The organism is Erythrobacteraceae bacterium WH01K (genome assembly GCA_027941995.1).
Classification (GTDB): Bacteria; Pseudomonadota; Alphaproteobacteria; order Sphingomonadales; family Sphingomonadaceae; genus CAJXSN01.
This window is the reverse complement of sequence record CP115966.1, coordinates 2535006-2550369: the sequence shown is the minus strand read 5'-3', so window position 1 is coordinate 2550369 and position 15364 is coordinate 2535006. Positions and strand designations below refer to the sequence as shown.

The 15364-nt window shown below is 65.1% G+C and carries 20 protein-coding genes; 12 read left to right on the top strand and 8 right to left on the bottom strand.

Annotated elements, in window-relative coordinates; translation table 11 throughout:
- The first annotated feature begins 96 nt into the window (after positions 1 to 96).
- The 9 genes from PF049_12590 to pal all read left to right on the top strand — a co-directional run bounded on the left by PF049_12590 (position 97) and on the right by pal (position 5644).
- Entirely contained in the window at positions 97 to 291 is a 195-nt protein-coding gene (locus PF049_12590; protein ID WBY16411.1) for a PEP-CTERM sorting domain-containing protein, read from the top strand.
- 59 nt (positions 292 to 350) lie between these two features.
- Positions 351 to 665, top strand: a complete 315-nt coding sequence (locus PF049_12585; protein WBY16410.1) for a phosphoribosyl-ATP diphosphatase — start codon at positions 351 to 353, stop codon at positions 663 to 665.
- A complete protein-coding gene (locus PF049_12580; GenBank protein WBY17926.1) occupies positions 665 to 1042 on the top strand; it encodes a histidine triad nucleotide-binding protein in 378 nt (125 codons plus the stop codon). The genes PF049_12585 and PF049_12580 overlap by 1 nt, the downstream gene beginning before the upstream one ends.
- A gap of 112 nt (positions 1043 to 1154) precedes the next feature.
- Positions 1155 to 1613 carry a YbgC/FadM family acyl-CoA thioesterase gene (locus PF049_12575; GenBank protein ID WBY16409.1) on the top strand — a complete coding sequence of 153 codons (459 nt, stop codon included), beginning with the start codon at positions 1155 to 1157 and terminating at the stop codon, positions 1611 to 1613.
- Positions 1610 to 2305 (top strand): protein TolQ, encoded by a 696-nt coding sequence (gene tolQ, locus PF049_12570; GenBank protein WBY16408.1) that lies wholly within the window; start codon positions 1610 to 1612, stop codon positions 2303 to 2305. Before PF049_12575 ends, tolQ begins: the two co-directional genes overlap by 4 nt.
- Before the next feature lies 1 nt (position 2306).
- Positions 2307 to 2747 (top strand): biopolymer transporter ExbD, encoded by a 441-nt coding sequence (locus PF049_12565; protein ID WBY16407.1) that lies wholly within the window; start codon positions 2307 to 2309, stop codon positions 2745 to 2747.
- 9 nt (positions 2748 to 2756) lie between these two features.
- Positions 2757 to 3617, top strand: a complete 861-nt coding sequence (locus PF049_12560; GenBank protein WBY16406.1) for an energy transducer TonB — start codon at positions 2757 to 2759, stop codon at positions 3615 to 3617.
- Positions 3617 to 5008, top strand: a complete 1392-nt coding sequence (gene tolB / locus PF049_12555; GenBank protein ID WBY16405.1) for a Tol-Pal system beta propeller repeat protein TolB — start codon at positions 3617 to 3619, stop codon at positions 5006 to 5008. The genes PF049_12560 and tolB overlap by 1 nt, the downstream gene beginning before the upstream one ends.
- A 123-nt stretch (positions 5009 to 5131) precedes the next feature.
- Positions 5132 to 5644 (top strand): peptidoglycan-associated lipoprotein Pal, encoded by a 513-nt coding sequence (gene pal / locus PF049_12550; GenBank protein WBY16404.1) that lies wholly within the window; start codon positions 5132 to 5134, stop codon positions 5642 to 5644.
- A 64-nt stretch (positions 5645 to 5708) separates the two neighbouring features.
- Here pal and PF049_12545 read toward each other — a convergent pair whose 3' ends face one another.
- Positions 5709 to 5852 (bottom strand): hypothetical protein, encoded by a 144-nt coding sequence (locus tag PF049_12545; protein WBY16403.1) that lies wholly within the window; start codon positions 5850 to 5852, stop codon positions 5709 to 5711.
- A 179-nt stretch (positions 5853 to 6031) separates the two neighbouring features.
- On the opposite strand from PF049_12545, the gene PF049_12540 reads away from it, so the two are divergent.
- The gene (locus tag PF049_12540; protein WBY16402.1) at positions 6032 to 6565 is read left to right on the top strand and encodes a J domain-containing protein; all 534 of its coding nucleotides are present in this window, start codon (positions 6032 to 6034) and stop codon (positions 6563 to 6565) included.
- A gap of 24 nt (positions 6566 to 6589) precedes the next feature.
- On the opposite strand, the gene PF049_12535 is transcribed toward PF049_12540, so the two are convergent.
- Positions 6590 to 7018 carry a hypothetical protein gene (locus tag PF049_12535; protein WBY16401.1) on the bottom strand — a complete coding sequence of 143 codons (429 nt, stop codon included), beginning with the start codon at positions 7016 to 7018 and terminating at the stop codon, positions 6590 to 6592.
- Positions 7019 to 7161: 143 nt separating this feature from the next.
- On the opposite strand from PF049_12535, the gene PF049_12530 reads away from it, so the two are divergent.
- Positions 7162 to 7800: a glutathione S-transferase gene (locus PF049_12530; protein WBY16400.1), complete on the top strand. Its 639-nt coding sequence runs from the start codon at positions 7162 to 7164 to the stop codon at positions 7798 to 7800.
- A 7-nt stretch (positions 7801 to 7807) separates the two neighbouring features.
- Here PF049_12530 and purT read toward each other — a convergent pair whose 3' ends face one another.
- From purT to PF049_12510, 4 genes are all read right to left on the bottom strand, one after another.
- Positions 7808 to 8977, bottom strand: coding sequence for a formate-dependent phosphoribosylglycinamide formyltransferase (gene purT / locus PF049_12525; GenBank protein WBY16399.1), 1170 nt, complete (start codon positions 8975 to 8977; stop codon positions 7808 to 7810).
- Complete coding sequence (locus PF049_12520; protein WBY16398.1) at positions 8977 to 9777, bottom strand: SDR family NAD(P)-dependent oxidoreductase; 801 nt, start codon at positions 9775 to 9777, stop codon at positions 8977 to 8979. Before PF049_12520 ends, purT begins: the two co-directional genes overlap by 1 nt.
- 4 nt (positions 9778 to 9781) lie before the next feature.
- Positions 9782 to 11113, bottom strand: a complete 1332-nt coding sequence (locus PF049_12515) for a cystathionine gamma-synthase family protein (GenBank protein ID WBY16397.1) — start codon at positions 11111 to 11113, stop codon at positions 9782 to 9784.
- Between the two features lie 148 nt (positions 11114 to 11261).
- On the bottom strand, positions 11262 to 12674 hold the full coding sequence (locus PF049_12510; GenBank protein ID WBY16396.1) for a DASS family sodium-coupled anion symporter: 1413 nt from the start codon (positions 12672 to 12674) through the stop codon (positions 11262 to 11264).
- Positions 12675 to 13130: 456 nt separating this feature from the next.
- Here PF049_12510 and PF049_12505 point away from each other — a divergent pair, with 456 nt between their 5' ends.
- Positions 13131 to 13667 carry a hypothetical protein gene (locus PF049_12505; protein ID WBY16395.1) on the top strand — a complete coding sequence of 179 codons (537 nt, stop codon included), beginning with the start codon at positions 13131 to 13133 and terminating at the stop codon, positions 13665 to 13667.
- A 301-nt stretch (positions 13668 to 13968) separates the two neighbouring features.
- Here the strand turns inward: PF049_12505 and infC are convergent, their stop codons facing one another.
- Together infC and pdeM are read right to left on the bottom strand one after the other, a co-directional pair.
- On the bottom strand, positions 13969 to 14487 hold the full coding sequence (gene infC / locus PF049_12500; GenBank protein ID WBY17925.1) for a translation initiation factor IF-3: 519 nt from the start codon (positions 14485 to 14487) through the stop codon (positions 13969 to 13971).
- A gap of 123 nt (positions 14488 to 14610) precedes the next feature.
- The gene (pdeM, locus tag PF049_12495) at positions 14611 to 15330 is read right to left on the bottom strand and encodes a ligase-associated DNA damage response endonuclease PdeM (GenBank protein WBY16394.1); all 720 of its coding nucleotides are present in this window, start codon (positions 15328 to 15330) and stop codon (positions 14611 to 14613) included.
- Positions 15331 to 15364 lie beyond the last annotated feature (34 nt).

Here is a 15364-nt window from a genome sequence, read left to right as displayed (position 1 = left end):
GCAAGGGTTAGCGACTCGCTAACCATCGGTTCCAAAGCGGGACGCCGCTTTTTCCCGCCTTGTGCAGGTGCAAGATCTGATGTCCTGACTGCTCCCATGAGCAAGGTCCCATCTTCGGTTCTCCGTTCCAGCGTCGCCATCCTGCTTACGTCCGCATGGGCGGTCCCCGCCGCGGCGCAGGCCGGCACGGCCATTCCGGAGCCCTCCAATCTTGCCCTGTTCGGGATCGGGCTGGCCGGACTGGTGATCGGCCGCCAGGTGGCAAAGCGCCGGTCCGACAGCGAGGAATAGGCTCTTCACTGCCGCGGCCCGCTTGACGCGGGCGGCGTGGGAGCGCCATGGCGCCATGCATGGAAACGCTGCAGCGCCTCGAACAGACCATCGCACAGCGCCGCAGTGCCGATCCCGGCAGCAGCTATGTCGCGCAGCTGACCTCTCGCGGACGCCCCGTCATGGCGCGCAAATTGGGAGAGGAGGCGGTCGAGGCGACCATCGCCTCGCTCACCGGCGATGACGCGGAAATGGTGGGGGAGGCGGCCGACGTCCTGTTCCACCTCATGGTGCTTCTTGCCGACAGGGGCATTCCGCTGAGCGATGTGCTTGCCGAACTGGACCGCCGCGAAGGCGTGTCCGGCCTCGACGAGAAAGCCAGCAGGAGCGAATGATGCCGATCGACCCGACGAAGCCCTATGACGATGACAATATCTTCGCGAAGATCCTGCGCGGCGAAATTCCGGCGAACAAGGTGTACGAGGACGACTGGGCCTTCGCGTTCGAGGACATCAATCCGCAAGCGGAAATCCACACGCTCGTCATCCCCAAGGGTCGATATGTAAGCTGGGACGATTTTTCCGTCCGCGCTTCCGATGCGGAGATCGGCGGTTTCGTCCGGGCCGTCGGGGAAGTCGCGCGGTCGAAGGGGATGGTCGAACCCGGCTACCGGCTGATGGCGAATATCGGCGCGCATGGCGGGCAGAAAGTGCCGCATCTCCATGTCCACATCTTCGGCGGCCAGCCGCTCGGCCCGATGATCGCCCGCTGAAGGGCTTTCGTCGCGCAGGACGAAGCCGCTCTCCTTTCGTCGCATTACGGAATCGGTTCGTCGATGTCGCTTGCTAGGCGACTCGCCCCTCCGCTAAAGCGGCCCGCGCACCATGACAGTCTCCCCCACTCCTCCCGGTGGCATCTTCGATGGCCCGGTTCACCTCTACGCCGTGCGCGTGTATTACGAAGATACGGACCTGTCCGGCATCACCTATCACGCCAATTACCTGCGGTGGTTCGAGCGCGCGCGGTCCGACGTGCTGCGCATGCTTCAGATCGACCAGCGCGAGGCGATCGAAGCCGGAGAAGGTGCCTATGCGGTGGCCGATGTGGCTCTGCGATACGTGCGGCCTGCGAAGCTGGACGACGATGTCGTGATCCACACTCGCTGTACCGATATCCGTGCGGCGTCCGTCAGGATGAACCAGCGGGCGATGCGGGGCGACGAATTGCTGTGTACAGCGCAGTTGCGAGTCGGCTTCGTGGCCCCCGACGGACGGCCCCGCCGCCAGCCCGAGGCGTGGCGCAATGCTTTCAAGACTGTTTTGACCGAGGAACCCGTTTCATGAATGTGCTCGCCGTCGCTGCTGCGGCCCCGACCCGCCTCAATCCGCTCGAGCTGTTCCTGGACGCCGACATCGTCGTTCAGGCGGTCATGATCGGCCTGCTGATCGCCTCGGTCTGGAGCTGGATGATCATCATCAGCTTCGCCACCCGGCTTGGTGGGGTGCGTCGCCGGTCCAAGGCGTTCGAGGCCGAGTTCTGGCAGGCGGACGATTTCGACAGCGTCATGCGTGACCACCAGAAGAAAAACGTGCCGGCCGCCCGCGTTGCCAATGCCGCGATGCTGGAATGGAAGCGTTCGACCAAGGGCGGGCTGAAGGATCGCGACGGCGCGCGGCAGAGAATCGCCAGTGCGATGGAAAGCCAGGTCGCGACCGAGGCCGACGATCTGTCCGACCGCTTGGGCTTCCTGGCCACGACCGGCTCCGTCGCGCCGTTCGTGGGCCTGTTCGGCACGGTGTGGGGCATCATGAACAGCTTCTTCCAGATCGGGGCCCAGGAAAGCTCTTCGCTCGCCGTGGTCGCGCCGGGCATCTCGGAGGCGCTGTTCGCCACTGCCATCGGCCTGTTCGCAGCCATTCCCGCAGTGATCGCCTATAACCGCTTCTCGGGCGCGGTGAACACATTCGAGGGGCGGCTGCAGCGCTTTGCCGACCGGTTCCATGCCAATCTGAGCCGGGAACTGGAGCGCGTCTGACATGGCGATGGGCATCCACAACACGTCTCGCCGCGGCCGGGGTTCGCGCCGGGCCCCGATGGCGGAAATCAACGTCACGCCGTTCGTGGACGTGATGCTGGTGCTGCTCATCATCTTCATGGTGACGGCCCCGCTGCTGACTGCGGGTGTGCCGGTCGACCTGCCGGAAAGCCGGGCAAATGCGCTGCCGCAGGAAAGCGAGCAGGTCACCGTGTCGATCCTGCAGGACGGTACGATCTATCTCGGCGAACAGCCGCTCGTCCCGGGCAGCTTTGCGCAGGAACTGGAGGCGCTGGGCGCTGTGGGCGACCGGCCCGAGGTCACGCTGCGTGCGGACCGGACGCTCGACTATGGCCTCGTGATGGGCGTGATGGGCGAACTGAACCGTGCCGGTTTCAATTCGATCTCGTTGGTCACCAACGGTTCAGTCGAAGCGCCATAGCTGCTGCGCATGGCTGCAACCGCCCTTCGCCGCGATGAAGCATCCGCCCTGGCAGTGGCTGCGGTCCTGCATGCAGCGCTGATCGGCGTCCTGCTGCTGCAACCGGACGACCGCGCCCCCGCGCCGGAGCCGGAACGTGTCGTCGTCAGCCTGTCGGAAGATGTCGGGCTGACCTCCACCGCGCCGGACCCCGTGGCGGAAAGCCGCGCTCCGCAGGCCCCGACATTCTCCGAACTGGCCGCACCTCCGCCGCCGACACCGGTGCAGGTGACGCCGCCACAGGAAACGCCGCGAACGGTGCCGCCGCGTCCCACGCCGCCGACCCGGGCACGTCCGCGTCCTGCGCCGACCAGCGCCCCGCGGCCGACCCCGACGCGTGCGGCAAGACCGTCCCCGGCACCGACCCGCGCTGCGCGGCCCAGTCCTGCACCGGCACCCGCACCCGCTCCGTCTCCGCGCGCAACCTCCGGTGCCAGCCGGATCGGCAGCGATTTCCTTCCCGGTAGCGGGGAAAGCGCGTCCAGCACCGAAACCCGCATTCCCGCATCGCAGATCGGCGGCAGCGCGAAGGCAAGCCTGCTGGCGGCGATTACCCGCGAATTGCGCCCGCACTGGAACGCGCCCAACGGCGTCGATGCCGAATTGCTGGTAACGCCCGTCAGCTGGCGATTGTCCGAAAACGGGGCGCTGCAGGGCAGCCCTTCGTGCGGAACGACCCGCGGCATTACCGATTCCAATCGCCCGCAGGCCGACCGGCACTGCGAGCTTGCCATCAGGGCGGTTCGTCTTGCCGCCCCTTTCGACTTGCCCGATCAGTATTACAACGCGTGGAAGTCGGTCAGAAACTTCGAATTCAGCGGTGAACTGTGATGCGTATTTCCTTCCTTTTCGGCCTTGCGGTGGTTTTCTCTTCTCCTGTCCTTGCACAGGATCTTGCCGCGCCCGCCCCAGCGGACGGCGAAGTCGTCCAGATCGAGGATGACGAGGAAGGCGGCCTGACCGGCGGCAGCGTCGTCGACCGCATCGATTTCGACGATCTCGGAATTGCCATCCCGGCCTTCGCCGCCGACCGCGACGTGCCCACCGCCGCCAATTCGGCCGGCACGGCAGCGCTGGGGCTGGAACTGGCACGGGTCATCACCTCGGACCTCAAGAACAACGGCCTGTTCAAGCCGACCGGGCCGGACGCACTGCCGCGACCGACTTATCCGCAGATCACGGATCCCCAATGGAGTACGTGGTCCAACCGCGGTGCGGAAATGCTGGTCCAGGGCTATGTCCGTGCGCAGGACGACGGGCGGCTGGTGGTGGGCTGCTACCTTTACGACATGGCGCTGCAGGACGAACTGGCCCGTTCCGGCTGGATTGTCCCGCCCTCCGACTGGCGCCGTGCCGCCCATAAGTGCGCCGATCTCGTCTATTCGCGCCTGACCGGTGAAGATCCGTTCTTCGACAGCCGCATCGCCTATATCGCGGAAACGGGGCCGAAGGATAACCGGACCAAGCGGCTTGCCGTCATGGACAGCGACGGGGCCAATCACCGCTTCCTGACGCTGGGCGGTTCGACTGCGCTTACCCCGCGATATTCCCCCGATTACCGCCGCCTGCTCTATCTCAGCTATGTTGACGGCAATCCGCGGATCTACATCTACGATATCGGTAGCGGTCGCCAACAGCTGGTCACCCAGAACAGCAACCCGACCTTCGCCCCGCGCTGGAGCCCGGATGGCAAGTGGATCCTCTATTCCATGGCCGTCAACGGCAATACCGACATCTACCGCGTCAGCGCCGAAGGGGGCCCCAGCGTCCGCCTGACCGATGCACCGGGCATCGATATCGGCGGCTCCTATTCCCCCGATGGCAGCCAGATCGTGTTCGAGAGCGACCGGTCGGGAAGCCAGCAGATTTACGTTATGGATTCGAACGGCGGCAACCAGCGCCGCCTGTCCTTCTTCGGCGGTCGCGCCGCTACGCCGGAATGGAGCCCGCGCGGCGACCAGATCGCCTTCACCTACATCCCGGGCGACTTCAACATCGCCGTGATGAGCCCCAATGGCCGCAATTTCCGCAAGCTGACGAATGCGTGGCAGGACGAGGCGCCGACCTGGTCGCCCAATGGCCGTATCATCCAGTTCTTCCGGACAGAGCGCAATTCGGGCAAGACGTCGATCTACCAGGTGGACCTGACGGGCGAGAACGAACGCCGCCTGCCCACCCCGGTGAACGCGTCGGACCCGGCATGGGGACCGATCCTTCCCTGATTGCGTTGTCTTAGCAGATAACCTCGGAACCGGTCCTGCATCAGGGCCGGGATACCGGGGCGAAAACCCGGACGACCCGGACGATGGTCGCGTTCCATCCCTCTTGGACCTGAGGAGTTACTTATGACGTACCGTATCGCCACCACCATGCTGCTCGCCGGCACGCTCGCCCTTGGCGCGTGCAAGAAGGACGCACCGGAAGACCTGCCTCCGCCGCCGATCGATCCGAATGCCGGGTCGAACCAGCAGGCCGACCCGGCTGCCCCCGGCGTCGGCACGAACGAGCATTTCGTTGCCGGGGTCAACGGCCAGAACATCATCTATTTCGACACCGACCGCTACAATATCGACAGCGCCGATGCCGCCGCCCTGCAGACGCAGGCGCAGTATCTCGCTCAGTATCCCAGCGTCTCGGTCACGATCGAGGGCCATGCCGATGAACGCGGAACGCGTGAATACAACCTCGCTCTGGGCGAGCGGCGCGCGAATGCGGCGAAGAACTACCTGACGTCGATCGGTGTGGCAGCAAATCGCATCTCGGTCGTCAGCTATGGCGAGGAACGCCCGGTTGCCCTGGCATCCAATCCCGAGGCGTGGGCACAGAACCGCCGTGCGGTGACGATCGTCGTCAACTGACCCACGGTGCAGACAGCATTGTAAAGGGAAGGGGCCCTGCCGATTAGGCGGGGCCCTTTTTCGTTCAGTCGAACATTACGACCGGTGACAGTGCCATGCCCGGGCTGGAGCGGTCGCCGGACCGGTCGCCAGCGGGGCCCGACGACACGGCGAACAGCGCCATGGCGAGCACGCTTGCGATTACTGATACGGACAATTGCTTGCTCATCGGTCCCGGTCCGGCCTGATCGTGAAAATGCTGGTAATGCCGACCTGTGAAGGCTTCGTTGCAGGGCGGCACCGAAGAAAACATTTCATGGCCCAGCGGGTTCCCGCGCCTTCCTTCTGCGCGCAACAATCCCTAGACTATCGCCATGATCTTCCGACGAGCGACTTCGAGACTGCGTTTTGCCTAGGGCGGGCCGTTCCAACGATTGGGGCTTTCCCCGCTGGCGTCCCTATGGCTCCAGCCGCGAAACCGTGGCCCAGCGCGAATGCGACCGGCACGGGTGCACGGAAGCCGGGCTGTGTCCTGCGCCCAAGTCGCCCAACAGCCCTGACCGCTGGCATTTCTGCCAGAAGCACGCGGCGGAATACAACAAGGGCTGGGATTACTTCGAAGGGCTGGACAAGGAACAGGCCGCCGAACGCAAGCGGACCGAGCAGCGCGATGCAAACGCCTACGCCGAGGCGCAGCATTACGGCTGGGCCGGCAGCGGGGACGGGACCTGGACCGCCGACGAACTGCTGGCGCTGGAAGTGCTGGAGCTGGAAACCGACGCCGATTTCGAGACGATCAAGAAGGCGTATCGCATCCGCGCAAAGGCGGTCCATCCGGACGTGAAACCGGGCGACGAGGAAGCGGCGAAGGAATTCCAGAAGATCCAGGTCGCCTACGAAGTCCTGAAAAACGGCGAGGACCGCCGCAGCTGGAAGGGGTAAAGCACTGCGCGAACAGCGCCCGCGTCAACCCCGCTTGCGCAGCAGTCCTGCGACAAATACCAGCCAGCCTATCGTCATCGAGATGCTGCTGAGCCCGATCGCTATCGTGACCAAGATTTCCACCGATTTGGCGGCTGAATAGCCAGCGCCTGCAATGGGCAGGTTGTCGCTTGCCCCGGTAGCGGCAGACACCGTCAGCGCAGTCCACAGGCCGAACATGCCGGCAATGATCGTCCATCTACCGATGTTCGACAAGTTCGCTGGAAGGTTGGCAGAGCCCCACAGGGCGCCCGCTATCATCATTGCCATGCCGCTTTGCACGGCCGTCAGATGAGCGGACAATCCCATGCGCGGGTTGAGAAAAATCTGGACCACGCCTCCCTGCAGCAGGCCAAGCAGAAATAGCACGGCACCCGCGACGACAAGGCTGCGCTGGTGGCTGGTTATTGGCACGGCAGTCCCTCCCTGCGGTTTTTCGCTGGCATTCGCCCAAGACTGCTTCTTGTCGTCTTTCCGATCGCTGTTGGCAAATCCCGCGCGGACGACAGGGGACCTTCGGGCTGTTCAATGCGTATTTGGGGCAAAGGAGAAAAATGATGCCCGATAACCAAGATACCCTCTACACCATGCCCGGCACCTGCTCGCTCGCCGCCAACATCGCGGTCGCGTGGCTGGATGCACCGGTTGCGGTCGAGAATATGGACTATGGTGACCACAAGAAGGACGCCTATCTTAAGATCAACCCCAAGGGGAAAGTGCCGGCAATCCGTTTTGCCGATGGCGATGTGCTGACAGAGCTTTCGGCGATCCTCGGCTGGTTGGGGGCGGAGCATGGCAAGGACCGCTATGCGCGCGACACTACGCTGGGCCGCCGCGAGGCGGAGGCGCTGTCGTACATGACGACTGAAGTCCATGCCTCTTACGGCCCGCATTTTGCCGCGCAGAACTTCGCCGAAAGCGAGTCGGCACAGGAAGAAGTGAAGCAGGCCGCCTACGATACGCTTCGCGGCCATTACGAACGGATGGAGAAGAAGCTCTCCGATGCCGGCGGCGAATGGTATCTGGGCGAGAAGAGCTTTGCCGACGCGTTCCTCTATGTCCTCGTGCGCTGGCTCGACCAGACGCCGCTGTCGCTGGGGGATTACCCGTCGTTATCCGCGCACCGCGACCGGATGGAGGCGGATGAGGGCGTGAAAACCGCACTCGCCCGGCAGAACATGGAGCCTCAGGGCTGAAGCCGCTTCATTCGTAGGAAATCGTGACCGTCGATGCCGCTTCGCCTGCAACGCGGAGAGCGGTATCGGTATCCGCCGCCGAGGCGAGTGCGACGCCCATCCGGCGATATGGGCGGGTCACGGGTTTGCCGAAGATGCGCACATCCGCGCCGCCTGTCATGGCGTCCGCCATTCCTTCATAGCGAAAGTCCTCGCTTTCCCGGTCGGCCAGGATGACGGCGCTTGCCGACGGGCGCGCGCGGATTTCTTGCGGGATGGGGAGACCCATGATCGCCCTTGCGTGAAGGTCGAATTCCGACAGGTTCTGGCTCGCCAGCGTGACCATACCCGTATCGTGGGGCCGGGGGCTGAGTTCCGAGAAAATGACGTTCTCGCCCCGAACGAAGAACTCGACGCCGAACAGGCCGTAGCCCGCCCCGCCTGATGCCAGCGCATCCACGACCCGGCGGGCCATGTCCTGCGCCGCCGCGATGGGGCCGTCCGCCATGGCGGCCGGTTGCCAGCTTTCGCGGTAGTCGCCGCGTTCCTGCCGATGGCCGATGGGCGGGCAGAAGGTCACGCCGTCCTTGTGACGCACCGTCAGCAGCGTGATTTCGTAGTCGAAATCGATGAAGCCTTCGACGATGACACGCGCCCTGTCGCCGCGCATACCGGCGCAGGCGTAATCCCATGCAGCCTCAAGCTCCCTGGCTGAATGCACGGTGCTCTGGCCTTTGCCGGAGGAGGACATGACCGGCTTGATGACGCAGGGAAAACCCGTCACCTCGGCCGCAGCGCGAACTTCGTCCAGGCTTTCGGCATAGCGATAGGTGCTGGTGGTAATCCCCAGCTCCTGCGCCGCCAGATCGCGGATGGCGTCGCGGTTCATGGTCATCTGTGTCGCGCGTGCGCTGGGCACGATATTGAACCCGGACGCTTCGAGATCGGCCAGCACCTCGGTCCGGATCGCCTCGACCTCGGGCACCACGTAATCGGGTTCGTGCCGCTGGGCGACGCTGCGCAAGGCGTCGCCGTCGAGCATGGAGAAGACCTCGCTCTCGTCCGCCACCTGCATTGCCGGCGCGTCTGCATAGCTGTCGCAGGCGACGACATACGCGCCCAGCCGCTTGGCCGAGATAATGAATTCGCGCCCCAGTTCGCCGGAGCCGAGGAGCAGGATCTTCGCAGTGAACGCCATCAGGTCACGTCTTTCGCAGAAAGCCCGGGTGCCGGATTGTCGTTCCACCACGCGGTGTTGGAGAAGGGCCGGATATCCACTTCGTGGCTCCAGCAATTGCGCGGCTGGTGCGCCAGGTGCCAGTAGGTTTCGGCGATCGCCGCGGGGTCGATCATACCGTCCTCGCCCTTTGCCTGTTTGTACGCCTCGAAATTCTCGCCCAGCATCCTGCCCAGCGTATCCGGCGCGTCAACGGGCCCATCGACCACCACGTGCGCCACATGGACACCCTGCGGCGCCAGTTCGGCATTCAGGGTCTGGCACAGCATCCGCCGCCCGCCCATCGCCGCAGCGTGGCTATGCTGCCCGGCATTGCCGCGCACGGCCGCGGTAGCGCTGGTGACGAGGATGGTTCCGGCACCGCGCTCGACCATGCGCGGGGCAAGGATGTGGGCGAGCCGGAAGAGGCCGAACGTGCCCAGCCGCCAGCCCAGTTCGAAGGTCCGGTGCGGTGTGCCCGCCAGTGCCCGGTTCCCGATCTGCGCGCCCAGATTGTAGACCGCGCAGGAGATCGGGCCGATATCGCTTTCGACACGCTCCACCAGTTCCTCGATCGTGCCGTCCGCCGCGGCATCCAGAAGCGTGCCGCTCGCCTCGCCTCCCGCATCCTCGATTTGCCGGACCAGCTTCGCCAGCCCCGCCTCGCCCGATCGCCGCGCGAGGACGGCATGATAGCCGCCCTCGGCGAAGCGCTGCGCCACATGCCCGCCGATCCCGGCACCGGCTCCGATGACGAGACAGACGGGGCTGGGCGCGCTCATCGGATCAGACCGCTTCCAGCGCCTGCTCGAAGTCGGCGATCAGGTCGTCCGCGTCCTCGATCCCGATGCTGATGCGCACGAGGCTGTCGGTGATGCCGAGTTCCTGCCGGCGGCCATGGGCGACCGAGAGGTGCGTCATGCTGGCCGGGTGGCTGGCGAGCGTCTCCGTCCCGCCGAGGCTTACGGCCAGCTTGGCGACCTTCAGATTGTCGAGGAAGTGGAAGCATTCCTCTTCGCCGCCTTTCAGGAACAGCGAGAAGGTGCTGCCTGCGCCCAGACAATGCCGGTCGTAGATGTCCTTCTGACGCTCGTCCTCGATCATGCCGAGATAGCCCAGGCCGTCGACCTTGGGATGCTGTTTCAGGAATTCGCAGACCCTGGCAGCGTTCTCGCCGGCGCGCTGCATGCGCAGTTCCACGGTCTCGAGGCTGCGGCACAGCATCCACGCAGTGTTGGGATCGGCAATGCCGCCCATCGTGTTCCTGAGCGCGCGGATGGCATCGATGAACCGCTTCGGCCCGGCAACGCTGCCCGCCACGAGGTCGGAATGGCCGCCGACATACTTGGTCAGGCTGTAGACCACCAGGTCCGCGCCATGCTCCAGCGGGCGCTGCCACAGGGGGCCGAGGAAGGTGTTGTCGATCGCGATGGGACAGCGGTCGGGATCGAAATGCGCATCGCGCGCTACCTTTACCGCCTCGATATCGACCAGCGCATTGGTCGGGTTGCCGGGGCTTTCGAGGTAGATCAGTGGAACCTCGCCGCCCTGTTCCTCGGCCTTGGCCTTCGCCGCCTTCATCACCTCGTCCAGTTTCTCGGCGCTCGCGCCGGCTGGGAAGTCGATATAGGTCACGCCGTATTTCGCCATGGTCTTGGCGACGAAGCCTTCCGATGCGGCGTACAAGGGCCCGGAGTGGACGATCACGTCACCCGCCTTGCAGGCGGCCAGCATCAGGATGGCGATAGCGGTCATGCCGCTGGAGAAGCTGAGCGCCTCTTCCGCGCCGTCCCAGATCGCGAGGCGATCCTCCAGAATTTCCTGGTTCGGGCCGTTGAAGCGCGAATAGACGAGGCCGTCTGCGCCGCCCGGGCGCTGGCCGGTAATGCCTTCGAAGTGACGCTTGCCCGCCGCCGCGCTCTCGAAGGCGAAGGTGCTGGTAAGGAAAACGGGACTTTTCAGCGAACCTTCGGACAGGGCGGGGTCGAAGCCATGCCCCATCATCAGGGTTGCAGGCTTCAGTTCGCGTCCGCCGATGGTCGTGACCTCGGGCTTGGGATTGCGGCGCGGGGTCGGCTGTTCGGTCGCGGAATCGGCGGTGCTGGGCGTATCGGTCATTGGGACAGGCTTCCTGTTACATATGCTCCCAGGAAGGCAGGAGCCGTGGTCTGCACCGTCGGGGCGGCCCGCTCCTAACCTCCGCAGGAGCGCATCTCCACCGGGCGCGTCGTGATAGGGCGGCGATTATCGTGTCCGCCCGTCCGCTTCAAGCGAACACAGCAGCCACCAGCCAGACCGCGCCGACGATCAGGCCGATGCCGAGCAGGTCGAGGATCAGGCCCGCCTTCACCATGCGTTCTATCCTGATCCGGCCCGTCGCCCACGCGATGGCATTGGGTCCGGTTCCGGCCGGCAGCATGAAGCCCCAACTGGCGGCGAGGGCGGCCGGCATGGCAAGCAGCACCGGGTCGGCCCCCAGCGCCACGACCAGGCTGGCGACGACCGGGATGATCGCGCTGGCAGTGGCGACATTGCTGGCAAATTCGGTGATCAGGACGACCATCGCGACCAGCGCCAGCGCGACCAGCAGCAGCGGCACGGTTTCCAGCACCAGCAACGCATTGCCCAGCCAGTCGGCAAGCCCGCTCGCGCCCATGCCCGCGGCGAGGGCCAGCCCGCCGCCGAACATCATGATGACACCCCATGGCGCGCGGTCGGCTTCCTGCCATGTCAGCAGCGGACGGCCCGTGCCGTCGGGCAGCAGGAACAGCGCGAGGCTGGCGAAGATGGCGATCGTCCCGTCCGTCCAGCTTCCCGTGGGGAGGTAGGGCGCGACCAGCAGCCTGGTCATCCAGGCCAGGAACGTGAGGGCCACCACTGCCATGACCCGCTTCTGCGGCGTGCCGAGAGGCGTATCCTGGGCGATGGCGTCTCGCGCCTTGGCCACATCGAAGGGATGCGCGGCGACCCGTTGCACCCGCGCGATGACGAACGCCGCTGCGGGCACGCCGATCACGACGACGGGCAGTCCGTACAGCATCCACTCCGCAAAGCTGATCTGCACGCCGATGGATGTCTCCAGCAGGCCTACCGCAATCGCATTGGTGGGGGAGCCGACCAGCGTGCCCAGCCCGCCGATGCTGGCGGCAAAGGCGATCCCCATCGGCAAGGCGCCGTAAAGACCGTCCGCCGTGTCTTCCCCGCTTCCTCCCCCGGCCAGAACGGCAATCGCCATCGGCATCATGATGAGCGTGGTGGAGGTATTGGAGATGAGCATCGACAGGATCGCCGCACTCGCCATGAAGGCGATGAGCAGTCCTGCCTGCCCGCCGCGCTGCCCCAGCGCATTCAGGATCGCTGTCGCCAGCCGTTTGTGCAGCCCCGTGCGTTCGATGGCGAGGGCGATGAATGCGCCGCCCAAGAGGAGGAACAGGATCGGGGAATAATAGGTACTGGCCGTCGTCCGCGCGTCGCTGACCCCGGTGAAGGGCAGGACGATGAATGGCATCAGCGCGGTTGCGGTCAGCGGCAGGGCTTCCGTCATCCACCACGCGGCCATCAGGACGACCAGCCCCGCCACGATCAACGCTTCCCGGGTCATTCCGGCAGGCGGCGGCGCGAAGACGCCGAATGCCAGGGCCAGCGCGCCGACCAGCAGCCCGATTGTTCGTGCAGTCATCCTCGAATTCCCCTCCGTCGCCGGTTCAACCACAGCTTGGCGGGAAGGGGAAGGGCACTTTCCCGCGCGTGAACGGGAACGTCAGGTCCGGTTGGGTCGCTTCATGGCAGTATGAAACGCATGAAGACAGCTTCCCTTATCGCCGCCTGTTCTATGGCTGCGAACGGGCTTGCAGCCACTGCGTTTGCAGCCACGGCCATGGGCCAGGAATACAGGCAGGCGCGACCCTATCCGGGTGTGAACACCCCGGCCGTGCGCGCGCCCGTAGCGCCCCGAGCGGAAATCCCTGTACCGGAAAAATCCGCGCCCGACAGGCCGCGCCGGATAACAGGGGCAGGAGCGTCAGAGCCGTACCGGGCTCAGGTGCCTTTACGGACGGTTTTCGATGGCCCGGCTGCGAATGCCGCGAACTGGGAAATCGGGCCGGTTATTCGCGGAAAGAGCCGGTCGCCCGGAATGCCGCTCAGGCCCACGCAGCAAGGGCCAGCGATGAATGGCGGATGGAGCTTCGATTTCCCCTACCCAAGCCCGCAGGCAGGGCACGTCCATTACGTGACTGCACCCGCCTCTGCCATGCAGGTGGACCTGGCGAATGCAAGGCGCATCACGATGACCTATCGCATCGATGCGGCGCCGGGCACGCAGTTCCATCCCCAGGAATGGCCGGGAACCCCGGCGACGTTATCGCTGTATTTCCAGGTGCGGGGCGATAATTGGTCCGCCCGCGACCAATACCGATTTGCGCGCTGGTATGCCCCTTCGGACAAGGTCGTGCGGCTTGCTCCAGGCACGTTTTCGATCTCGCTCGAGCTCGCCGACAACTGGATTGCGGTGAAAACTTTCGATCGCGAGAGCGCGCCGGGCGAATTTCGCCGGTCACTGGAAAACGCCGCGCGCATCGGCTTCACGCTGGGCGGCAAGGGCGGGCGAGGGCACGGGGTCTATGCCACCGGCCCTGCGCGGTTTACCGTGCTGGATTTCCGGACCGAGTAGGCCTCAATCGCTAGAGTGGAGGCGCGCGTCCTCATCGAGGGGGGCGGCCGCGCCGCCCGACAGTCCGGACCCGCCGGGCCCTGTCGGGATGACAGGCGCTCCGCTTTCCGGTCCCCCTCCGCTTTCCGGTCCCCCTCCGCTTTCCGGTCCTTTGTCCGGCGGAGGCTTACCGCGCGGCGGTTTGCCGGGCGAGCCCCGGTCCAGCCATTGGCCGAACCGCGCGAACAACCCGGCCTCGCTCCTCTTCCGGCGGCGGAAGAAAGGTTTCCGGAACGGTTCCGGCCCGCTCAAGCCCGCACGGTCACTTCGGCGCGAGGACCATCAGCATCTGGCGACCTTCGAGCCGCGGGAAGGCTTCGACCTTGGCGGTTTCTTCCATGTCGTCGCGGACACGGTTCAGCAGGTCCATGCCCAGATTCTGGTGCGCCATCTCGCGCCCGCGGAACCGCAGGGTCACCTTCACCTTGTCGCCATTGTCGATGAACTTGTTCACGTTGCGCATTTTGACATCGTAGTCATGCGTATCGATGTTCGGACGCATCTTGACCTCTTTGATGTCCTGCGTCTTTTGCGTCTTGCGCTGCAGATTGGCCTTTTTCTGCGCTTCGAACCGATGCTTGCCCACATCGAGGAACTTGCAGACCGGCGGATTTGCATTCGGCGACACCTCGACGAGATTCAGGCCGGCTTCGGCCGCCTGTTCGATCGCTTCATTGGTGTACATGACACCGAGATTTTCCCCTTCATCATCGATGACGCGGACTTTCTCGGACTGGATGAACTGGTCGTAGCGAGGGCCGCTCTTGGTTGGCGGCTGCAGGGAACGACGGGGTGGACGAGCTATGGGGCGATTCCTTTGTCTTGTTTCGTTGGAAGGCTGACATAGGGCCAAAGCGCGACTTTTGCTAGGTGGATTGAGAAGGATGCGCGCCTTTTCTCCGCCTCATGCCGCGACCCGTGCCCCCTCCCGCCACAGCGGGAAGCGGGCAAGCCGCCCCCCTGCCGGCAGGACGGCCTCGATCGAACGGGCGGGTTGCAGTGCTTTCAAGATGGCGCGGTCGCCTGCCGGCATCCCACCGGTGAACGCGCCGAAGGCAGGCGCGATCATGCGGTGCGTTCCCGCGCCCGTATCCGCCAGCACGGCGCAAGGCCGGCTGATGCGGCGGCGCTGCACGCTGACCGTCAGCTTGGGATGGTAATGGCCCGAGATTTCCGGGCGGGTCTCCCCCCGTTTCGCCTCGTGCCGCAGGATCACGCCGCCAAGCTCCATTTCCTCGACCAAGGTCCCGCCGCAGCGTGCCTCCGCGACGCTGCCGTCCCGGCGCGTGTCGTGGTTGCCGGTAATCCAGATCCAGTCGAGCGAGCCGGTCAGCGATTCCAGCAACGCGCAATCGTGATCGTCCAGCCGCGTCGCGCCGTCGGCATCGTGGAAATTGTCGCCCAGCGTGATGACGCGCCTCGCTCCTGTTTCGAGCACTTCCTTCGCCACCCGTTCCAGGGTCTCGCGTGTGTCATAAGGCGGCAGCATCTGGCCATGCCGGGCATAGAAGCTCGCCTTTTCGAGATGCAGGTCGGCCACCAGCAGCGCGTTCTCGCGCGGCCAGTACAACGCACGGCCTTTCGTGAGCAGCAGCTCTGTATCAGCGAACGAAACGGGAACCATGCAGCGCTATTGCCGCGATGGCGGCAGCTTGGCA